The sequence below is a fragment of the Collinsella sp. AM24-1 genome (genome assembly GCF_003470325.1).
Taxonomy (GTDB): Bacteria; Actinomycetota; Coriobacteriia; order Coriobacteriales; family Coriobacteriaceae; genus Collinsella.
Genome location: NZ_QRHM01000019.1, coordinates 18281 through 39794 on the forward strand (window position 1 = coordinate 18281; position 21514 = coordinate 39794).

The 21514-nt window shown below is 63.2% G+C and carries 15 protein-coding genes; 2 read left to right on the forward strand and 13 right to left on the reverse strand.

All coding sequences use genetic code 11. From position 1 onward, the window contains the following. Positions 1-4: 4 nt before the first annotated feature. From DW661_RS07710 to DW661_RS07740, 7 genes are all read right to left on the reverse strand, one after another. Complete coding sequence (locus DW661_RS07710; RefSeq protein WP_055250542.1) at positions 5-646, reverse strand: type II secretion system F family protein; 642 nt, start codon at positions 644-646, stop codon at positions 5-7. Further along, the gene (locus DW661_RS07715; protein ID WP_117563706.1) at positions 643-1569 is read right to left on the reverse strand and encodes a type II secretion system F family protein; all 927 of its coding nucleotides are present in this window, start codon (positions 1567-1569) and stop codon (positions 643-645) included. Before DW661_RS07715 ends, DW661_RS07710 begins: the two co-directional genes overlap by 4 nt. Further along, positions 1542-2870 (reverse strand): CpaF family protein, encoded by a 1329-nt coding sequence (locus tag DW661_RS07720; protein WP_117634305.1) that lies wholly within the window; start codon positions 2868-2870, stop codon positions 1542-1544. The genes DW661_RS07715 and DW661_RS07720 overlap by 28 nt, the downstream gene beginning before the upstream one ends. Further along, positions 2867-4516: a hypothetical protein gene (locus DW661_RS07725; RefSeq protein ID WP_118935274.1), complete on the reverse strand. Its 1650-nt coding sequence runs from the start codon at positions 4514-4516 to the stop codon at positions 2867-2869. Before DW661_RS07725 ends, DW661_RS07720 begins: the two co-directional genes overlap by 4 nt. Then, entirely contained in the window at positions 4516-5175 is a 660-nt protein-coding gene (gene cpaB, locus DW661_RS07730) for a Flp pilus assembly protein CpaB (protein ID WP_022094089.1), read from the reverse strand. The genes DW661_RS07725 and cpaB overlap by 1 nt, the downstream gene beginning before the upstream one ends. A gap of 251 nt (positions 5176-5426) precedes the next feature. Continuing rightward, positions 5427-6380 (reverse strand): ribosome small subunit-dependent GTPase A, encoded by a 954-nt coding sequence (gene rsgA / locus DW661_RS07735; RefSeq protein ID WP_187361889.1) that lies wholly within the window; start codon positions 6378-6380, stop codon positions 5427-5429. Between the two features lie 472 nt (positions 6381-6852). Then, positions 6853-9534: a cation-translocating P-type ATPase gene (locus DW661_RS07740; protein ID WP_118935275.1), complete on the reverse strand. Its 2682-nt coding sequence runs from the start codon at positions 9532-9534 to the stop codon at positions 6853-6855. Positions 9535-9975: 441 nt separating this feature from the next. On the opposite strand from DW661_RS07740, the gene pyk reads away from it, so the two are divergent. Beyond that, positions 9976-11436: a pyruvate kinase gene (gene pyk, locus DW661_RS07745; protein WP_117637393.1), complete on the forward strand. Its 1461-nt coding sequence runs from the start codon at positions 9976-9978 to the stop codon at positions 11434-11436. 202 nt (positions 11437-11638) lie between these two features. Here pyk and DW661_RS07750 read toward each other — a convergent pair whose 3' ends face one another. From DW661_RS07750 to pheS, 6 genes are all read right to left on the reverse strand, one after another. Then, positions 11639-12487: a hypothetical protein gene (locus DW661_RS07750; RefSeq protein WP_118935276.1), complete on the reverse strand. Its 849-nt coding sequence runs from the start codon at positions 12485-12487 to the stop codon at positions 11639-11641. Between the two features lie 80 nt (positions 12488-12567). Continuing rightward, entirely contained in the window at positions 12568-13335 is a 768-nt protein-coding gene (locus tag DW661_RS07755; protein ID WP_233547480.1) for an energy-coupling factor ABC transporter ATP-binding protein, read from the reverse strand. 46 nt (positions 13336-13381) lie between these two features. Next, entirely contained in the window at positions 13382-14218 is an 837-nt protein-coding gene (locus DW661_RS07760) for an energy-coupling factor transporter transmembrane protein EcfT (protein ID WP_118935278.1), read from the reverse strand. Continuing rightward, entirely contained in the window at positions 14196-15281 is a 1086-nt protein-coding gene (cbiM, locus tag DW661_RS07765; protein WP_118935279.1) for a cobalt transporter CbiM, read from the reverse strand. Before cbiM ends, DW661_RS07760 begins: the two co-directional genes overlap by 23 nt. A gap of 325 nt (positions 15282-15606) precedes the next feature. Beyond that, on the reverse strand, positions 15607-18060 hold the full coding sequence (pheT, locus tag DW661_RS07770) for a phenylalanine--tRNA ligase subunit beta (RefSeq protein WP_118935280.1): 2454 nt from the start codon (positions 18058-18060) through the stop codon (positions 15607-15609). Positions 18061-18221: 161 nt separating this feature from the next. After that, a complete protein-coding gene (pheS, locus tag DW661_RS07775) occupies positions 18222-19298 on the reverse strand; it encodes a phenylalanine--tRNA ligase subunit alpha (protein WP_055250566.1) in 1077 nt (358 codons plus the stop codon). 504 nt (positions 19299-19802) lie between these two features. On the opposite strand from pheS, the gene DW661_RS07780 reads away from it, so the two are divergent. Next, a complete protein-coding gene (locus DW661_RS07780; protein WP_118935281.1) occupies positions 19803-21377 on the forward strand; it encodes a carboxypeptidase M32 in 1575 nt (524 codons plus the stop codon). Positions 21378-21514 lie beyond the last annotated feature (137 nt).

Genomic DNA, 21514 nt, shown 5'->3' on the forward strand with positions numbered 1-21514 from the left:
CTCCCTACATCATCCCGCCTGCTCCCAGCAGCGGGCCCAATATGGACAGAAGCAACGCCGGCAAGATGAGCGTGCCGGTGGGAATCAGCAGCTTGACGGGTGCACGCTCGATCTCGCGCTCGACCGCGGCGCGATGAGCCGCACGGATCTCGCGACTTTGAGCGGCCAGCGTCTCGGCAAGTGGGGCACCCAGGGCGAGCGCCTGCCCCACCGTGATGGCAAAGGTCTCGAGCGCTCGCACGTCCAGGTCGCGCGCGGCGGCCAACAACTCGTCCTCACGCGTGCCCACGCCCACCTGCCACGCCATGCAGGCGCGCTCAAGGCGAAGAGCCAGCACTGACCGGCGGTTGGCGCAGAAAATCTCAAGCGCCGCATCAAACGAAAGACCGGCCGAAAGACCCAAGCGCACAACATCGATCATCTCGGACACTTCGCCGAGCGACACTCGCGCCGGGCCGCCCGCTCCAACCGCGCCCTTCACTCGCGCGGTCAGAGCATCGACCACCGAGCGACCCGCGGCAGCGACCAGCACCGCCTCGCGCTTGCAGGCCCCTGCGATCTTGCGTGCATCCGCCCGATCCAAACCCGTCGCGACAAATACACTCAGGGCGCACAGGCAAGCCGCAACTGCAACCGGGGCGCTCATAGCTCCACCCGCATAATGCGCCGGATAACCACCAGGGCAACGGCGTTGAGGGCAAGACCCAGCACCACAGCGCCCGCGCCGGCAGGCGTCGCAAGACCGCGACGAAAATCTGCCGAAAGCAGCGCCAACACCGCGCACATGCCCGCCGGCATCGCCGCGACCATATGCGCAGACATGCGAGCCTGCGACGTCTTAACATCCAGGCGGCGCTTGAGCTCAATGCGCTCCCCCACCATGCTCGACGCCTCGGACAGTAAGTCGGCAAGCGGAGCGCCGGTGCGCTGAGACACCTTAAGCGCCAAGGTCACAAGCGAAAGACCGGGGGCGTCGATACGCACGAGCAAGTCATCGAGCGCGTCGGTCGCCGAGATGCCGCAATCGATCGCCGCCGCCACGCGCAAAAACTCGGTATGCACTGGCTCTTGCGCATGAGCGCCCACAAAGCGCATGCCCTGGGCCAGCGAATGTCCCGAGGCAAGCGACATGGAAAGTGCGGTAAACGCCTCGGGCATTGCCTCTTCTGCATCGTGTTGCTCGCGCCGGCTCTCAAAGCCATCCCGAGCGGCACCAACGGCAAACGGAGCAACAAGTCCCAAGGCAAATCCGAGGGGCGATAACGACACCATCGTTAGTAAAACGCAGCAGACACCGCTCGATAGCAGCAGAAACGCCAAACGTCCCGAAGCATCTTCGATCACGAGGCCAAGGCGATGCGCCGGAGCCAGCGATGCCCACGAACGGGCGATCTTTTTCAGCAGATCGTTTTCCACCAGCTCACGCGGCAGCTTCTCTGCCACCGTCTCGAGCGCCTGACGTGCCAGCTCCGCCGGCGGTACCTGCGGCACACGAGGTTCCGCCCCGCACGCCGTCGCGACAGAAAGCCCTGCCAAGCCCCCTACGACGAGGGGCACAGTGATCTCCATTCGTCCACCTCCTCTTGTGTGAGCGTCCCCGACCGCAGGCCTTCTGCGATAAACGGCGGCTCGCGGTCAAGCGTCCAGGTGCGCTCGGCGGCATCGAACGTCACATAGCGCTCGAGCTCTACGCCGCCCGATGCGGCGCGTCGCACCCCCGAATACGAGGAGACGAAGCGCCTGCCATCGGCGTGGCGCTCGGACATCACGATACCGTCGAGTGCCATGGCAATCTGCTCCTCGATGAGCTCGCTCGGCAGATCGATGCCATAACGTGCAAGCAACGTCAGACGCACCACGGTCTCCTGTTCTGAACCCGCATGAAGCGTGGTGAGCGACCCGTCGTGGCCCGTGTTCATGGCCTGCAACATGTCGCAGCACTCGGCACCGCGCACCTCGCCCACCACGATGCGGTCGGGGCGCATGCGCAGGGCATTAGTCACCAGGTCGCGGATCGTCACCGCGCCCTCGCCCTCAATTGAAGCCTCGCGCGCCTCTAGGCGCACCACGTGCGGATGATGCGCAAACTTGAGCTCGGCAGAGTCCTCGATCGTCACGATGCGCTCGCCGGTGGAAATCTCGCATGACAACGCGTTGAGCAGGGTGGTCTTACCAGATCCCGTGCCTCCCGCAACCGCCAGGTCCTGTCGCAGCGACACCGCGCACGACAGCAGCTGCGCATACCAAAGCGGCAGCGACCCCAGCCCCACAAGCTCGTCCAGCGAGCAGATGCGGTCCGAGAACTTTCGGATGGTGAGAATCGGTCCGTCAATCGCCACAGGCGGAATCACCGCGTTGACGCGATAGCCCGTTTTGAGGCGGGCGTTGACGATGGGGCTGCGCTCGTCGATACGACGGCCAAGTGGCGAGATGATGCGGTCGATAAGCACACGGATCTGCTCATCATCCTCAAACGCATGCTCGATGGGGTACAAGACGCCGCCGCGTTCAAAGAAAGCCGAGCGGCAGCCGTTGATCATGATCTCGGTAACGGTATCGTCCTCGATGAGCGGCTGCAACGGCCCCAAGCCCACCACGTCATCCAAAATCTCGTCGATGATGGTCTCGCGCTCGGGCGTCGCGAGATCGGTCGGCTCCTCAACATTGAGCGCCGCCTCCACCGCGGGACGCAATTCCGAGCGGGCAAGTGCCGGGTCGATATAGGCGCTGATACGCGCCACTTCGTCGTAACCCATGCGGTCCATCACGGCGCGCTTGGTGCGTCGTTTCACGGCGCGGCGACGCCCCACATCTACAGGCGCTGCCGCCGCCGCAGCGCCGGCAGCCTTAATCCTCGTTTGCAGGCTCATCGCTGATCACCCTCGCGCGACCAGGGAAGGCGGATACGCGGGCGTTCGGTGCGCGTTGCACGGTCGGCGACCATATCGCTCCAAGGGCCGACGGCGCACCCCAGTTCCACGAGCATCTCGCGCGTGGCCTCGCGCACGCTAGTCGCAAAAGCGCTGGTCTGCCCCACTGCCTCGTCAGCGCGCCCAAACGCCATGAGCGCGGCGAGATCCTGCCCGCCATCGGCGATACGAATCTTGGAGCTTAACGCACAGGCAATCTCAAAGCGCATGGCGACGTCCTCGTCTGCCCCGCGCGCACCGAACCGGTTGAACACGGCGCTCATGCGCGTGCGCGGCACACCTACTCGACCTGCCAGTTCAATGACGCGCGATGCCGATGCCGCGGACGACACCGCCGCATCGCCAACGACCAGGCAACGGTCGCTCGCCGCCACCGCAGCCGCCACGGCGTCGCCCCAAAAGACCGAGGTATCGATAAAGACCACGTCGGATTCGCGACGCAGAACATCAAGCAGTAGCTCCACCGGACGTGCCATGAGCTCGGCTTGCTCGGGCGCCGCGACGGGACCCCAGAGCGTAACGCCCGGCGCCACGCGCATCGAAGCGGCTACGATATCCGGCTCGGTGAGCATGCCCGCCGCCGACGGCTCGATAAGTGCCGCCATATCGCGCGGAGCATCGACGCCTAACAAGTCGTAAAGGTTTCCAAACATCAGGTCCAGGTCGAGCACGGCGGCACGCAAGCCCAACAGCGACGATGTGTGTGCCATGGTGGCAACGATCGTCGACTTGCCGCAACCGCCCGAACCCGAAACAGCACAGACGACCGGTGCCCGACGCGACGGAATCGAAGCGTCCGCCGACAGCGCGGGGGCTGACGGCGCAGGAACCGGCGACACGGACGCGGGCGATAACATCCCCGTCTCCCCCGCCGCGGTCACGTGCTGAGTCCAAGCCGGCATGGCAGGCTGCCCGGTCTGCGGTTCCGAAGCTAAAGACGCAGCGGCACACGGCTCGCCAGCCCCGGCAAAACCCTCGACCTCGTCGAGCTCATCGGCCAGATTTACGCCGTGCACGTATCCCATATCTTCAGCCAGAACGTCATCGCCATACGGCACCGGCCCTCCAGCGTCATCGTATACAAGGGGGTTCCGGGGGCGCCGACCATGCTCGGCTTCCGCTTTTCCATAATCATCAACACGCGGGCCTCTTGTAGCGCGAGGCGCCCCGGGTTCCCTATCAACAAAAGCATCGGGCTCAATCGTCATGCGCCGATCGGAATCAACCGCTCCCTCGCCCGCGCGCCCGTTGCCGCATATACTGTGCGCAGCGATGACCTCGGTCGCCCCCGCGCGAAACAGCCCCTCGATATCCGACGGATCGAGCGCTTCTATCAACACGACCACGCGACTCACGCGGCCTTCGGCCGTCAGGCGCGCAACAGTCTTGCGCACATCTTCGGTATCAAACAGAGACGCCGCGATGATGGCAGCCCCGCGGCGCGACGGAAACGCCCGCGCCATGGAAACCAGCCCGTCCAGGTCACCCACGCGAAGCACCTGTGCACCCGCGTCACGGCCCTCGACTTCCCGCTGCAACAGCCCGTAATCGCCGCACGCGCAGCACGCAAGCCAGATCGCCTTCATCACTCGTCGCCTCCGCTCTTTTTGCCGCGCGCCGTGGCGGGAATCGTCAAGCTGACCGTTCCCTTGCCCGAGGCGCCCAGCAGTTCCTTGACGTCTTCGGGGTCAGCCGCCAGCGTCACCCATTCGATCTTGCCCTCGCGCGTGGCACCGGAATCCTCACTGGTATCGATCACGTACGCGCCGCACAGCCGATCGGTTACGCCGTCTTTTTGCACATACACATCCACGTAGCTGCCCACGCCCGTGGCGCCGCCGACCGAGTGCTCGGCATCGACCGCCACCGAAACGGCGACCTTGCCCTTAGGCACCTCGAGCTTGTGGCTCTCGGCCTTGGTGTAGACATTGCAGATCACGGCGTTTTTGGGAATACGCGAAGTCGTCACGTCGCCGCGCACCTGGCGCAGCTCGGTCGCCGCGTCACGCGGCAGCAGGCTCGTCAGCCATTCCTGGGTTATGACATTGGTCTCATCGAGGGTCTCGCCCACATCGATATCGCGCGCCGCGACGCATACCTCGACGCGATCGCCACCGTACTTGGCCAAGGTCTCAGCCTGGACCTGTTCGGCTTGCGAGCGGATCGATGAGCCGTAAACCATGCAGAGCAGAGCAGCGAGCACGCCCGCGACCAGACTGATGGCGATGCGCTTGCTCTTGTTCACGGCCGCTCCTCTCATGGCAGTGCCGGGCGAATGCCCGTACCACCATTGTCTGGGCGGTCAGAGTGCAAAGCGGCGCAATCGCAATCTTGGTTTTCGATGTCAAACCAATCGCTGACCAAAAGCTGACCAGCCCGTCAAGCTCGTGGCAAGGTTTTGGTCAGCACGTCAGCAAACTGCATGTTTCGAGGCTTTTCCGCAGCAAAAAGCCGTCTCCCGAACAGTTGGGAAACGGCTGTCATAGGAAAAATCAATTACAGATGGACATCGGGATCGAGCATTTGAGCACTCACGCGCATGGATAACGCCAGGTTTTGGAACGTTTCCAGACGCAGGCTATCGATCTGCCCGGCGTCCTCGGCCTCGCGAACGGCGCAACCCGGCTCATGGGTATGCGTGCAATCGCCAAACCGGCACGCGCGCGATGCCTCGACAATCTCGGGGAAGGCGCGGGCCAGTCCCCGCTCGTGACCCACGAGCGGTAGGCTGCGCAGGCCCGGGGCATCGGCGATCACGCCGGCGTCGCCCGGCAGCGTCACCATCACGCGCGCGACGGTAGTGTGACGGCCCTGGTCGTCGCGTTCGCGCACACCGCCGGTCGCCAACGTATCGTGGCCCAGCAGCGCATTGAGCAGCGTCGACTTGCCGGCACCCGACTCGCCCAGAATCATGGCGCAGCTCCCGGCAGGCACGCAGGCACGGACCTCGTCCAGGCCGCGGCCCTCGGCAGAGGACGTCACGATCACGCGCACGTCCGGACCCACCAGGCGGCGCACGCGGTCCAGATCGCGCTCGAGTTCCTCGGCATCGCAGCGGTCAGCTTTGGTGAGTACCACCACCGGCTCGGCATCGCAGTCGAGCGCCAATACCAGCGAACGCGCCACACGGTCGAGCAGCACCTCGCCGGCACCGAGCGCCTGCACGATTAGCACGCTATCCACGTTGGAGCAGAGCACCTGGCGCTCTCCGCGGGCACGGCCGCGCCAACGCTCAAAGCTCGTACGGCGCGGCAGCACGCATTCAATCACGCCCATATCGTGCCCGGGAGCGCGGCGCACCGCCACACGATCGCCCACGGCAGGCAGCAGGACCTCGTCCCCACCGCGCGACTTGGCAAATCCCACGGCATGCTCGGCGCGGAAGGTATCGTCGGCAGTCGCCACCAGCGGAAACCCACGATCCAAGCGCACCACGGCGCCAAGCTGCATCTGCTCGGGCTCCTCGGCATGTGCGCAGAAATCATCAAAGGCAGCCTGCTGAGCTTCATCGACCGGCAGGCCATCAAACGCCGGAACGTCCTGCAGCGCGTCGAGTCCCGGCACGCTCGCCAGCAGCTCCTCGGCAGACGCGGGAGCCTCGGTCGCGAGCTTCCGACGACGATCGCGCTTAGCCCGCGCTCCCGTCGTCTTTTTCTTCGCTTTAGCCTTAGCCTTGCCCACAAGCGCCTCCCAGCACAAAACCACACAACTGAGCAGGTATTTTACCCACAAAAAAGAGTCGGTCGAGCAAGTGCTCGACCGACTCACATACTTTCCCTCAGCTAATGGTCCCGAGAGGTTATCCGAAGGCCCGCCCGCCGGGAGGGGTTTCTTCTGAGCGATCCCGCAGCGCGAAGCGCGAGGACCAGCGAGGAAGAAACCCCGCAGGCGGTCGGGCCGGTGGGAAGGATGGCCTTTCGACCTACTCCTTCTCGACCGCGCGCATGATCGCCTTGTAGATCTCCATCAGCGGAATGATCAGGAAGGCAAGACCCAGGGCAGCGACAACGCCCTTGAGCTCGAGCGTCACGGGGCCAAAGAACATCTCGGCAAGCGTCGGCTGCACGGTTACGATCACCGTCAGCACCAGCGCCAGCGCGGCAGAGGCCCACAGCCACTTGTTCTGCTTCTTCATCTTAAACAGCGACGTGCGACGGCTGCGCATATTGAAGCAGTGGAAAATTTCGACCATGTTGAGCGTGATGAACGCCATCATCACGCCTTCCTCGTCGGCGGCGCCGGCGATCATATCGGCGATGTGGATGTAGCCCATGTCAAAGTACACGCCCACAAAGAAGCTCGCCAGCACCAGCACGGTGATGATTAGGCCCTGGACCACGCAGTCCAGACCCATATGTCCGGCAAAGACACCGTCCTTGGCGTTGCGCGGCTTGCGCTTCATGATGTTGCCCTCGGCATCCTCCATGCCCAACGCGAGCGCGGGGAAGCAGTCGGTAACCAGGTTCACCCACAGCAGCTGCACCGGCTGGAAGATGGTAAAGCCGATGAGCGTGGCGATAAACACCGAGAACACCTCGGCAAGGTTGGCCGAAAGCAGGAACTGGATGACCTTGCGGATGTTGTCGTAGATGCGGCGACCCTCTTCGCAGGCGCCGATGATAGTGGCGAAGTTGTCGTCGGCGAGCACCATGTCGGCGACGTTCTTGGTGACGTCGGTGCCGGTGATGCCCATGCCCACGCCAATGTCGGCGCGCTTGATGGACGGGGCGTCGTTGACGCCGTCGCCCGTCATGGCGACAATCTGGTCGCGCGACTTCCACGCCTCGACGATGCGGGTCTTGTGCTCGGGCTGGACGCGGGCGTACACGCCAAAGTCCTCGATGTGCGCGTCGAGCTCCTCGTCGCTCATGCGGTCGAGATCGGCGCCTGTGATGGCCTGGCTGCGATCGGTGACGATGCCCAGCTGCTTGGCGATGGCCACGGCGGTGTCGATGTGGTCGCCCGTGATCATGACGGTGCGGATACCGGCGTCGTGGGCCTCGCGGATGGCGTCAGCGACCTCGGGACGGACCGGGTCAATCATGCCGGACAGCCCGCAGAAGACCAGGTCATGCTCGAGCGCGGCGGGGCTGCAGTCGGCCGGGACCTCGGTGTAGGTGCGGCTTGCCAGCGCCAGCACGCGCAGGGCCTCGTCGGCCATGGCCTTGTTGGCGGCCACGAGCTCGGCACGACGCTCCTCGGTCAGGGGGACGACCTTGTCGCCGTCGTAGATATGGGTGCACAGGCCGATCACCACATCGGGCGCGCCCTTGGTGTACTGCTCATACTCGCCGTCCAGGGTCTCGACGACCACGGACATCATCTTACGGCCGGAGTCGAACGGGGCCTCGCCCACACGCGGATGCTCGGCGGTCAGGCCGGTGAGCCCCGCCTTGCCGGCATCGTTGACGAGCGCGCACTCAGTCGGCTCGCCCACGGCCTCGCCCAGCTCCTCGTCCCACTGGGCATCGGAGCACAGGGCCATACCGGCCAGGAACTTTTCCTGGGGCGCGGCGAGCTCGTGCTTGACGACGGTCATCTTGTTCTGGGTAAGCGTGCCGGTCTTGTCCGAGCAGATGGTCTGCGTGCAGCCGAGTGTCTCGACAGCAGAAAGCTTGCGGATAATCGCCTGGCGCTTGGCCATCTTGGTCACGCCGAGCGAAAGGACGATAGTCACGACGGCGACCAAGCCCTCGGGGATGGCGGCGACGGCGAGCGAGACGGCGACCATAAAGGTGTCGAGCAGGGCAGTTGGGTCGGTAAGGACGTTGCCCACGCCGTGGCGGACGATGTCGACACCAAAGATCACGACGCAGATGACGATAACCATGATGGTGAGGATGCGGCTGAGCTCGGCGAGCTTCACCTGCAGCGGCGTGAGCTCTTCCTTGGCCTCGGCCAGGGCGCCGGCGATCTTGCCCATCTCGGTGTTCATGCCGGTGCCGACCACGACGGCGCGGCCGCGGCCGTATACCACGGTGGAACCCATGTAGCACATGTTCTTGCGGTCGCCGAGCGGCACGTCGTCGGTGCCGGCGGCGAGCTCGATCACGTTGGCATGCTTCTCGACGGGCACGGACTCGCCGGTAAGGGCGGCCTCCTCGATCTTCATTGTGGCGCTCTCGAGCACGCGGCAGTCGGCCGGGACGGAGTCGCCCGCCTCGAGCATGATCACGTCACCGGGCACGAGCTCGGCGCTCGGCAGGTGCACGAGCTTGCCGTCGCGCAGCACCTTGGACTGCGCCGCACTCATCTCCTGCAGGGCCTCGAGGGCCTCCTCGCTCTTGGCTTCCTGGACCACGCCCAGCACCGAGTTGACAATAACGACGAACATGATGATGGCAACATCGGCAAAGTCGGGCTCGCCCTTGACCATGCCCGTGAGCGCACTGATGACGGCGGCAACGATCAGCATGATGACCATGGGGTCGGCCATCTGCTCAAAGAAACGCTTCCACAGCGGCGTCTTCTCGGCTTCCTCGAGCTTGTTAGGGCCTGTCTTGGCGAGGCGCGAAGACGCCTCGCCGTTGCTCAGGCCGAGGTTCTCATCGACACCTTGGTCGCTGAGCACCTCCGCCGCGGCGGACAGGTATTCCTTTTGCATATAGAGTCCCCTCCTGGGATTCGGGCCACTCAGCAGATTGATGCCCGATCATAATTCCCAGGAGAAGGGCAAGGGCTCATCAAGGCTGCCGTGCTGAGCGGCAGTTGATAGTGGAGCTATGGTACCCCAAAGCGACGCGTCTAGCCAAAACAATCGGTTTGGAAATATGGTCCGCACGCAACGGTGCAGACCGTGTGATGCTCAACATTGGTAAAACGTTTTTTCTTCGGCACATCGTCAAACTGAAATATCGCCCAGATAGCAGCGGTTAGAGCGGTTGGTAAAGATTTTCATATACCGTTTTTCTCGCAAAAAATGAACTTCCATTTCGGCATACGGTCGATTTTTTGGGGTATTCGGTCGGCATTTCGTTATAATCATTTCGGTTTTATTTCTTATGGTTTATCTATCAGCGCAAGACGATGTCAGATGGAGGTCTGAATGTACAAGCGCACCAAGATTGTATGCACCATGGGTCCCGCCTGCGATAGCGACGAGACCATCCGCGAGATGATCAAGGCGGGCATGAACGTCGCCCGTTTTAACTTCTCGCACGGATCCTACGACGAGCACCACGGTCGCATCGAGCGCGTCCGTCGTATTTCCAAGGAGCTCGGTCTGCCCGTCGGCATCCTGCTCGACACCAAGGGCCCCGAGGTCCGCACCGGCCTTCTGGTCGACGGCAAGAAGGTTGCCGTCAAGACCGGCGATAAGATCGTCGTCACCGCTCAGCCCACGTCCGAGGATTTCCACGGCACCGCTGAGCACATCTCCCTCGACTACCTGGCTCTGCCTTCCGAGGTCGAGAAGGGCTCCCTCATCCTGATCGATGACGGCCTGGTTGCCCTCGAGGTCGAGTCCGTCAGCGGCCAGGACATGACCTGCGTCGTTAAGAACGACGGCCTGATCGGCGAGCGCAAGGGCGTCAACATGCCCAACGTCAACATCTCGCTGCCCGCCATCACCGAGCGCGATCGTCAGGACATCCTCTTTGGCCTGACCGAGAACATCGACTACATCGCCGCTTCCTTCATCCGTGACGGCGAGTCCGTCCGCGGCATCCGCAAGCTTTGCCGCGAGAACGGTGGCGAGCACGTGACGATCTTCCCGAAGATCGAGTGCGCCCTGGGCGTCGAGAACTTCGACGAGATCCTCGAGGCTTCCGACGGCATCATGGTCGCCCGTGGCGACCTGGGTATCGAGATCAAGCCCGAGCTCGTTCCGCACATCCAGAAGGAGATCATCGCCAAGTGCAACGCGGCCTACAAGCCCGTTATCACCGCTACGCAGATGCTCGACTCCATGCAGCAGAACCCGCGCCCGACGCGCGCCGAGGTTGCCGACGTTGCTAACGCCATCTACGACGGCACCGACGCCGTTATGCTCTCTGGCGAGTCCGCTGCCGGTAAGTACCCGGTCGAGGCCGTTAAGATGCAGGCCAGCATTGCTCTCGAGACCGAGAAGTACCTCCCGGCCCACGCTCCGCTCGAGGTTCCGGCCGACGCTCACGGCACCCGCGTCGTCAACAACGTTGTGGGTATGTCCGCTGTGAACATGGCCACCACCGTTGGCGCCAAGTGCATCACCGTGCCGACGACCACCGGTCGTACCGCACGCCTGATCTCGCACTTCCGTCCCAACATGCCGATCTGCGCGTTCTCCCGCCACGAGTGGGCCGTCCAGCAGATGATCATGTACTGGGGCGTTATCCCGCACCAGGCCGAGATTACCCAGGGCACCGTCAACGGCACGATCGTCAAGGCGATCGAGACCGCTAAGGAGCTCGGCTACGTCGAGGCCGGCGATCTGACCGTCGCTACCGCCGGCGATCCCCGCATGAGTGTTCAGCTCGAGGACAAGGTCTCCTCGACCAACGTCGCTTACGTCGCTCAGGTGCGCTAAATCGCACTTGCAAGCACGCTTGCATTGCAAAAGGGCCCGGAAGGCTTTGCCTTCCGGGCCCTTTTTAGACCTTCTTCGTATGCCGCATCATCGATTTGTGTTCAGTCGCAAGCCTCTCCGATGCCGAGCGCACCACCGAAGACGCCCTGCGACGGGAGCCGTTGGTCAATTGGAATGAACTGTTCACCGTTAAGCCGGCCGGCTAGCAGCTAGCGATCAGGGGGACTGCGGGAACGTCAGAAGCAGCAACGCGAGCCGCAAATCCCGCCTCGGTCAGCTCGATGACCTCGGTAAACGTTGCATCGAAAAACTCCTCGGTTAGCAGGCGATACGGCGGATGATCGGGCTCACCGGGGTTTTCGCGCACAATCTCGTGCATAACGCCGATGGTCTTGAGCACATACTCCTTATGGATGGGATACTGCCCAAAACGTGCCGCAGCGGTATACAGACGATCGGTCGCACGCGGGATGGAAACAATGCCGAGCGTCTTACCAAACCAGTCAAAATCGCCCTGCTTTTTAATGCGGAATTCCTCGCACGGCTTGCCGCCGTGCGCCTCCAGGTACTGATTCACGCGCGTATTCCATACGGTATCGGCCACCAGATGCGACCAGACGCCCAGCGTTAAATCGAGCAGCGACTGCGCCACATCTTCGGACGCAAGCGAGAACTCACAGGCGCCGGGACCGGCAACCGGCTCGGCATCCTTGTAGCGCTGGGGATAGTGCACGCGGTTCAGTCGCTCGCGCTCCTCGATAATCGAGGTCGCCGCGGCTGGCGCACCGGTGGGCGAACTTTTAAGCAGCGGCGTCACATAGGTATCCCAGAACTCGTGCTCGCGTGGTTTGGGGATAGGCTCGGGCTTAGCAAAGTGCGTGATGCGGTACGGGATGGGATCGGCAATGCCGGGAACCATGTAGCCCACAAAGATGTCCGGAACCACGCAGCCAAACAAAAAGGCATTGCGGTCGCGCACGCTATCGGCAAGCACGCTAGCACGTGTCAGCAAGCGCTCCGTTTGAGCGATATGAATGTTCCAGCTTGGCATAGCCACCCCCATAAAAAACCTGGATAACTATACCATCACGGCAAAGCCGCGCGGGCGGCTACGCATCCTCTACGCAGCAACTATTCCGCAGCACCGCTCTCGGTTCCATACGACGGCGAAGGCGCCTCGACCACATGGTGATATCGATCGATATAGATGGCACGGGCCCCCAAGCGGCGCACCAAATCTTGATGGTGCGTACCCATCAAAACCGTCTTACCGGCAGCAACGTAGGCCAGCAAAAAGTTGACTACGATGTCGCACGAGTCCTCATCGAGCCCGTTGGTGGGCTCATCGAGCACTAGGATATCGGGGTTCATCGATACGACTGCCGCCAGCGCAACGCGCTTCTTTTGCCCGCCCGAAAGCTGATAGGGCGAGGCATCGACCAGATCGGCAACCTGGAACAGCTCCATGGCATCGCGGACGCGGCGCTCGATCTCGTCTGTCGGCAGCCCCATCTGCGCGGGACCAAAAGCAACTTCCTCGCCCACCGTGGCACAGAACAGCTGGGCGTCGGCATTCTGGAACACAAAGCCCACGCGCTGATGAAAACGCTGAGCGGCTGCGGAATCCTTGAGATATGCCGCATCGACCACGCGCCCATCGAACAGGTACGCACCCGCGTCCGTGAGCTCAAGGCCGTTAATAAGGCGCATGATCGTCGTCTTGCCACAACCGTTAGGACCAAGCAGGGCAACGAGTTCACCACGATCGACCTGCAGCGAAACGCCGTCGACCACCGTATGCCCCGTATATGAGAACACCACGTTGCGCAGCTCGATGAGCGGCGCGGCCTCGCCGCCCGCACCGTTCGTGCCCACCGCACTATTCATATCGATCGTCAAAACGTCGCCCTTCCCTATTTGCATCCCCAGCAAGAACCAGCAGCGCCTACAGCACGGCGCACAACACTGCCAGCAGTGCCACGCCGGCCGCATAGACCGCATCGCGCCAGCCAAACCCGGCGCGCGCGGGCGCCGGATACGCACCGGCAAAGCCGCGGCAAAGCATAGCCTCGTCCATCGCGTGGCTACATTCCATCGCCTTGATAAACGTCATGCCCATGATACCCGCCAGCGAGTCGGTGCGCGAAAAACCCGCAGGCGCACGACCCACGCTGCGCAGCATGACCGATTCGCACAGATCGTGCGCCGTGCGTCCCAGCACCTCGATATGCTTGAGCGCCATATCGAAAGTAAAGATGACCTCGTCGGGCAGGTGCAACATTTTGAGCGCCGCCGACATGCGGCTCCAGGTAAGCGTCCATGAAACGCCCAGCACAAGCGACACATTAATGAACGTCTTGAGCGCAATCTTGAGCATGGCGCCCGTGGCAGACGCGCCCAGCAGCAGGGCAGGTAGTGCCAAAACCACCGCGAGCCCCGCAGCGCCAAGTGCCGGCACAAAGGTTGCCCGCAGCCCGCGTACGGGGCGCACGGCAACGAGCACCAGCGCGATAGCCGCCATCAACATGAGGTACAGCGGGCTCTGTGTCAGGTACACGCACAGAACGCAGACGAACATCCCCACCAGGCGCACCGGCGCCGAAACGCAAGAAAGGGCGCGGTCGACCATCGACCCGCCCTCGTGTGCGCCTCCACCCAGGCGAACCCGCTCAAGCAGGCTCGCCAGGTGCAGGACGTTTTGTTGCATAACACGATGTCGAGCCCCCGCGGGCTCGTAACGCTGCTCGGCCGCAAGCCAGCTAGGCAGCTCGGCTATTGCCATGAGCACCGCTTTCCTTGACCGTCAGCGAGACCAGGCGGAATGCGATGGTCAGCACCGCCACGCCAATCACGCCCGAGAGGATATACATGGCAGCCTGGCCGGCAAAGCCAAGACCCTGCTCCTCGGAATAGGCCTGCAGATAATCGCCCGTGGGCAGGGCGTCGGCAAAGGTCGGGGTATCGAGGCCGACCGAAGCCTGCAGGCTGTCGTCGCCAGCCTCCTGAACGGCGGTCGCGGCGCCCTCGGCGTCCCACTCACCCCAGGCGTCACCGGTGGCGAGCAAGCCGAGCGGCGTGGCCACGACAAGCACGGCGACCAGGATGAGCGTGGGGATCAGCGAGGTCTTCTTGGCAGCAGTGCCCTCGGCAGCAAGCTGGCCATCGACGGCCTCGGGCCCGACGATAACGCTCGGCGCCGTCTTCTTGATAAAGCCGTAGATCGCGGCAGTCGCCACGCCCTCGACCACGCCGGCAACCAACATATGCGGAATCATCATGGCCGGAATGGCAATGGACAGCGGGAAGGGGCAGTACAGCGGCGCGCCCGAAGCGTTAGTAAAGAGCATGGGCTGAATACCAAACTCGACCGCCGCGCACAGGGCCGCCAGGCACAGGCCGACCCAGCCGCTTACGATGGCCGAAACCGAGGTGCCCCAGCTCTTGTCGTGCAAACGGCTGTTGAGCGCACGGAACACGATAGCAGCGGCAAACGGCAGCACGAAAGCCATGTTAAAGCAGTTGGCGCCAAAGGACAGGATGCCGCCGTCGCCAAACAGCAGCGCCTGCAGCGCCAGCGCGACCGAAACCGCGATGGCAGCGGCCTCGGGACCCAACAGCAGTGCGATGAGCGCACCACCAACGGCGTGACCCGTGGTGCCACCGGGCAGCGGAACGTTAAACATCATGAGCAAGAAGGAGAATGCGGCGCAAATACCCAGAAAGGCCATATGCTCGCGATCGAGCGTGACGCGCACTTTCTTGATGCAGTGAACCCATACGGGCACCATCGCCACCGCCATAACGGCATCGGTCTGCGGGGACAGATAATTATCGGGAATATGCATGAGCCCTCTCAATCAGAACGTTGCGTGTTACGTTTCCAACAATCCGTAACACCGACTCTGCATACTAACAAAAAGGCGCACCGCCCACAACGCAGCACGCCCTTGCAATACGTACGTTATTAACCCAGGTCCACGCACCGCCAAATAAAGGCCCATGCACTCCCAACTTTCCGGTCACCCGGAAGAAGGTGCAGTCCGCTCGCAACAAGGTTAACGCAGGAACCCGCCCCCGAGAGGGGTTTTCTAAGGCAACATCCCGCAGCCGCAAAGCGGCGAGGTCGTTGCCGTGAAAACCCCGCAGGGGGCGGGTTCCGAACGGCAAAGATTACGAGCGGACTTCGCCGTTTACGCCCTTGCACACCTTGGTGACGATCTTCTGGTGCGCCTTCTCGACCTCTTCGCTAGTAAGCGTGTGTTCGTCCGAGCGATACGTGAGCGCAAAGGCCATGGACTTCTTGCCCGCTCCGATACGAACCGGATCGCGGTAGACGTCGAACAGGCGCACGCCCTCGAGCAGCTTGCCGCCGGCGCTGGTAATACGGCGCTCAAGATCCTCGCAGGTCACGGCATTGTCGACCACAATGGCAAGGTCGTGCTCAACGGCCGGGTACTGCGAGAACTCGCGGTAGTTCTCCTGGTTGCGGGCGCCCTTGATCAGCTTGTCCAGGTCAAGCTCAAAGGCAACGACAACCTCGTCGATGCCGCAGGCCTCGCGCGCCTCGGGGTGGATCTCGCCGACCCAACCCAGCACGGTGCCGCCGGACAGAACCTCGGCCGCACGACCCGGCTGCAAAAAGGCATAGCCCTCGCCCTCGACGGGACGGAAGCGAACCTTCTCGATGCGCAGCTGGGCGAGCAGCTCCTCGACGATACCCTTGCCAAAGAAGAAACGCAGTTTACGGTACTTCATGTTCCAAGACTGCTCGCTCCACTGGCCCGAGAGCACACCCGCGACGGACTTGGTCTCCTTGGGCAGGCTGGCGTTCTCGCGACCGTGGAACAGGCTGCCGACCTCGTACAGGTGCACGTTGGGCGTACCGTGCGCCTCGTTGTAGGCCACGGACTGCAGCAGGCCCGGCAGCAGCGAACGACGCATCTCGGTCTGCTCGGCCACCAGCGGGTTCATGAGCACCACGGGGCAACCGCGGCCCTCGGTGGACATACCGATCTTCTCCAGGTCGCCCGGGGCGGCAAAGCCAAAAGTCGTGGTCTCGTTGAGGCCGCAGGCGCGCAGGATCTCACCGACCTTACGGGTGAGCTTCTGCTCGCGGGTCAGGCCGCCGATGTGGTTCTTGGCAGCCGGGATGGTCGCCGTCACGCGGCCCATGCCCCACAGGCGCAGGACCTCCTCGATCAGATCGATCTCGCGCGGCAGGTCGGGGCGGAAGCTCGGCGGAGTGACCATAAAGTCCTCGCCGTCACGCTCGACGGTGCAGCCCAGGCGGGTGAGCGAACGCTCGATAAAGTCGGGCTCGATGTCGGCACCGCAGATGGCGTGCACGCGGGCCAGGCGCAGCTTAATGCTGTCGATGGTCTTGGGCGCGGGGAAAACGTCGACATAGCCGGGAGCAACCTCGCCGCCGGCGATCTCCTCGATGAGCGCGCAGGTAACGTTGGCGACATCCACGCAGCCGGTCTCGTCGACCTGGCGCTCAAAGCGAATGGAGGCGTCGGAGATCAGCGACAGATCGCGGCTGGTGTGCGAGGTGCGGCCGGCGTTAAAGCAGGCGCTCTCGACCATCACGTCGACGGTGTCGTCCTCGATCTCGGAATCCATGCCGCCCATAACGCCGGCCAGCGCCACGGGGCGCTCGCCGTCGGTGATGAGGCCCATGCCGGCGTCGAGCACGCGCTCCTCGCCATCGAGCGTCGTAAACTTCTCGTCCTGCTGGGCGGCGCGAACCACCACGCGGCGGTGGCCGTCGCGCTCGGCAAAGGTAGACAGGTCAAAGGCATGCAGCGGCTGACCGGTGAGCATCATCACGTAGTTGGTGATGTCGACGATGTTGTTGTGCGGGCGCACGCCCAGGGCGTTGAGGCGCTTGACCATCCAGTCGGGCGACGGGCCGACCTTCACGTTACGCACGATGCGGGCGACGTAGCGGTCGCACAGGCCCTCGTCGGCGATCTCGACGGAAAGCTCGTCGTCGGTCGCGCGGCCGGTCTCCGCCTTGATGGCGGGCAGCTCAACGTGGAAATCGCGGTCGAAGATGGCGCCGGTCTCGCGGGCCATGCCGATCATGGACAGGCAATCGGGACGGTTGGGCGTGATCTCGCAGTCGAGCACGGTGTCGCTCGAGCCCACATACTCGGCAAACGGCATGCCGCAGGGCGTATCCTCGGGCAGGATCATGATGCCGGAGTGGTCGCCGCCCAGACCGAGCTCGCGCGCGGAGCAGTTCATGCCCATGGACACGACGCCGCGCAGCTTGCTCTTCTTGATCTTGATGTCGCCGGGCAGCTCGGCACCGATCATGGCCGTGACGATGTGGTCGCCGGCCTCAAAGTTCTGCGCGCCGCAGACAATCTGCAGCGGAGCGGGGTTGCCGTCGGCGTCGAGGTTCTTGTCGCCCACGTCGACCGAGCACACATACATATGGTCGCTATCGGGGTGCGGGGTCTTGGTGAGCACCTTGGCGGTCACTACATGGTCGAAGGACTCGCCCACGGTGTCGATCGCCTCGACCTCGGTGCCGGTACGGATATATTCGTCCGAAAGGGTCTTAGGATCCTCCGGAATATCGATCATGGTCTTGAGCCAGTCGTAAGAAACGCGCATCTAACTGGTCTCCTTTCATAAATGCGGCTTTGAGCCAAAAAACTGCAACGGAGACGGGTTTTCCAAGTGCCGCAGATTGCCTTGAAAGAGGAGGGCCGCGTACTTAGGTACGCAACCGACGATTGAAAGGCAAGGTGCGGTGCTTGGGAAAGCCGCCGGGCCTAGAACTGATTTAAGAAGCGCATATCGCCCGTCATGAGCGTTCGCAGGTCGGGCAGGTCGTAGCGCAGGGCCGCGACGCGCTCGGCGCCAATGCCAAAGGCGAAGCCGGTGTACTTCTCGGGGTCGATGCCGCAGTTGATCAGGACGTTGGGGTCGACCATGCCGCAGCCCAGGATCTCGATCCAGCCGCTATGCTTGCAGAAGTTGCAGCCCTTGCCGCCGCACACGTGGCAGCTCACGTCCACCTCGCAGCTGGGCTCGGTGAAGGGGAAGAAATGCGGGCGGTAACGCGTCTTGCGATCCTCGCCAAACATGCACTTAACAAAGTAGTCGAGCGTGCCCTTCAGGTCGCCAAAGGTGATGCCCTCGTCGACGACCAGGCCCTCGATCTGGTTGAACTGCGGCAGGTGGCAGGCATCGGCCGTGTCGGGACGGTAGACGGTGCCCGGGCAGATCATGTAGATGGGCGGCTTCTGCGACTCCATAGTGTGGATCTGCACGCCCGAAGTCTGGGTGCGCAGCAGCACGTCGGACTCGCCGTGGGCGTGAGCCTCGGGGTGCGCGACGCTGCCGGGGTTGTTGTCGACCACGTAGAAGGTATCGCGGGCCGAGCGGCTCGGGTGATCCATGGGAGCGTTGAGCGCGGTGAAGTTGTAGTAAGAGGTGTCGACCATGGGGCCGGACTCGACGGTGTAGCCGATGCCGCAGAAGATGTCCTCGGCCTCCTCGATGATTTGCTTGATCAGGTGCTGGTGGCCGATCTGCGGACGGATGCCCGGCAGCGTGATGTCGACGGCGTCGTGCTCGAGTGCGCGCTTGAGGGCGGCGGCCTTCATCTCGGTGTTTCGCTCGTCGAGCATGCCCTCGATCAGCTGGCGCATCTCGTTGGCGCGCTTGCCCATCACGGGACGATCCTCGGGGGCGAGCTTGCCCATCATGCGCATCAGGCCGGTGATGCGGCCCTTGCGGCCGAGCAGCTCAACGCGCGCAGCCTCGAGCTTGGCTGCGTCGTCGGCGCCTGCGACGAGCTCCTTGGCCTCTTCCTCGAGTTTGACCAGATCATCAATCAGACTCATGTCTTCCCTTTCGTCTCTCGCGCATCCGCGCTCCGGGACGGCTGACGCCGCCCGATGCTGCGGATGCGCGGCCCGGTTCGGTAACAAAAAACCGTCCTCGGGCATGTGCATTGCCCAAGGACGGTTGAATTCCGCGGTACCACCTTGTTTGACCCAGCGGATGTCTGGCCCGCCGTGCCCACTCTGCACCCCTTATCGCGAGGCTCACGGCTTCCCTACTGGGGCTTCGCCGCCGCTAGCCGCGCGCCCGTTGAGGTCGCTGCTCGGGAGTGAACGCTTGGCCCTTGCCACCGCAGGAAGGCTTGCAGCCCATGACCTTCCCTCTCTTGCCGGCGACGCGGCGGGCAAAACCCTCTCCGTCAACGCATTGGGCTATAGGATAACACATTCTGCGAGCATATCGCCGCGTTCCGTTTTGTTCGCACTGGGTACAAGGTAGGTAGCTGTGCAAACTGGCCGTACGCCCACCCGTGGCGTCCGGTCTGCGAGATCAAGGATATAGGTATGGGAAAGAACAAGGATAAGATGGCCAAGCCCGCAGCGGATAAGACGCCCAAAGGCATGAAGGTCGATAAGGCTGTCAAAAAATTCCGTAAGCTCGAGGGCAAGCTGTGGACTCGCGAGTACCTGCTCAAGATTGCCGAGTTTGACGGCACGACCATTGCTCCCGCCAACGGCGCCGCGGCCCGCGCCGATGCTATGGGCACCCTTGCTGGCGAGCATCACAAGCTGCTGACCAGCAAAAAGTCTGTCGAACTTGTGCGCTCGCTGGCACGAGAGACCGTCGCGGGCGGCAAGATCGACGACCCGCAGCTGCTCGACGAGATTCGCGTACTCGGCCGCGACCAGCGCGAGGCAAGCGTCATCCCCACCGAGGAAGCCGAGGCCTGGACCAGGCTCACCTGCGAGGCCGACGCCGTGTGGCACAAGGCCAAGACGGCCAATGACTGGGCGAGCTTTGAGCCCTATGTGGATAGAATCGTCGCCCAACTTAAGCATCAGGCCGAGCTCATGGACCCCAAGCGCGACCCATACGATGTTTGGCTCGACCAGTACGAGCGCGGCCTTTCCGCCAAGAGCTTCGACGCGTTTTGCGATGAGGTCAAGGCGACGGTCGTGCCGCTCGTGCACGCCATCGGCGAGCGCGGCCAGCAGCCGGCTGCCGACTTTTTGCACGCCCACGTGCCAGAGGCCGCCCAGCGTGCCATGAGCTTCGACCTTATGAAGCTTGTCGGCCTGGACCTGGACGACACCACGCTTGCCTTTACCGAGCATCCGTTTAGCGAGGGCTTTGCCGTGGGTGATGCGCGCATCGCGACGCACATCTACGAGGACGACTGCATCTCCAACGTCTACAGCATCATCCACGAGGCGGGGCACACCATGTACGAGCTGGGCGTCAATCCCGCCTACGCGCGCACCTGCCTGGAGGGCGGCACCTCCATGGGCATCCACGAGAGCCAGAGCCGCTTTTTCGAGAACACCGTGGGTCGCAGCCGCGCCTTTATGGGCCCGCTGCTCGAGGTGCTGCGTCGTCACGCGCCCGAGGTCTACGGCGACGTCGACGAAGACACGCTCTACCGCGCCGTGAACATCGCGCAGCCGTCGTTGATCCGCACCGAGGCCGACGAGCTCACCTATCCGCTGCATATTATGGTGCGCTACCAGATTGAGCGTATGCTGTTTGCCGGCGAGGCTGCGGCCAAGGACATCCCCGCGCTTTGGAACCGCTTTATGGACGAGTACCTGGGCATTCCCGTTCCCGACGACACGCACGGCTGCCTGCAGGATACGCATTGGAGCGGCGGTTCGTTTGGCTACTTCCCCACGTATGCGCTGGGTAGCGCCTACGATGCCATGTTTGTGCCGGCCATGTGCCGCGACGGCGTCGACCTCAACGGCGCCTGTGCGAGCGGCGACTTGGCACCCGTCCGCGCGTGGCTGGGCGAGCACATTTGGCAGTGGGGCCGCGCCAAGGACGCGCCGGAGCTCATCAAGGGCGCATGCGGCATGGCGTTCGATGCCCGCTACTACTGCAGCTACCTGCAGGACAAGTTCACCACGCTGTACGAGCTGTAAGGATTGACCAGCACGCCATCGCCAACGCCAACCATGTTGACGCCGATGTCTTGGCAACGTCAGCGAAAACGGCCCCAAGCGAGCAAGGTGACGTGAAATCAGAACCACCCTTAAAAAGGGTGGTTTGCTCTTAGGGT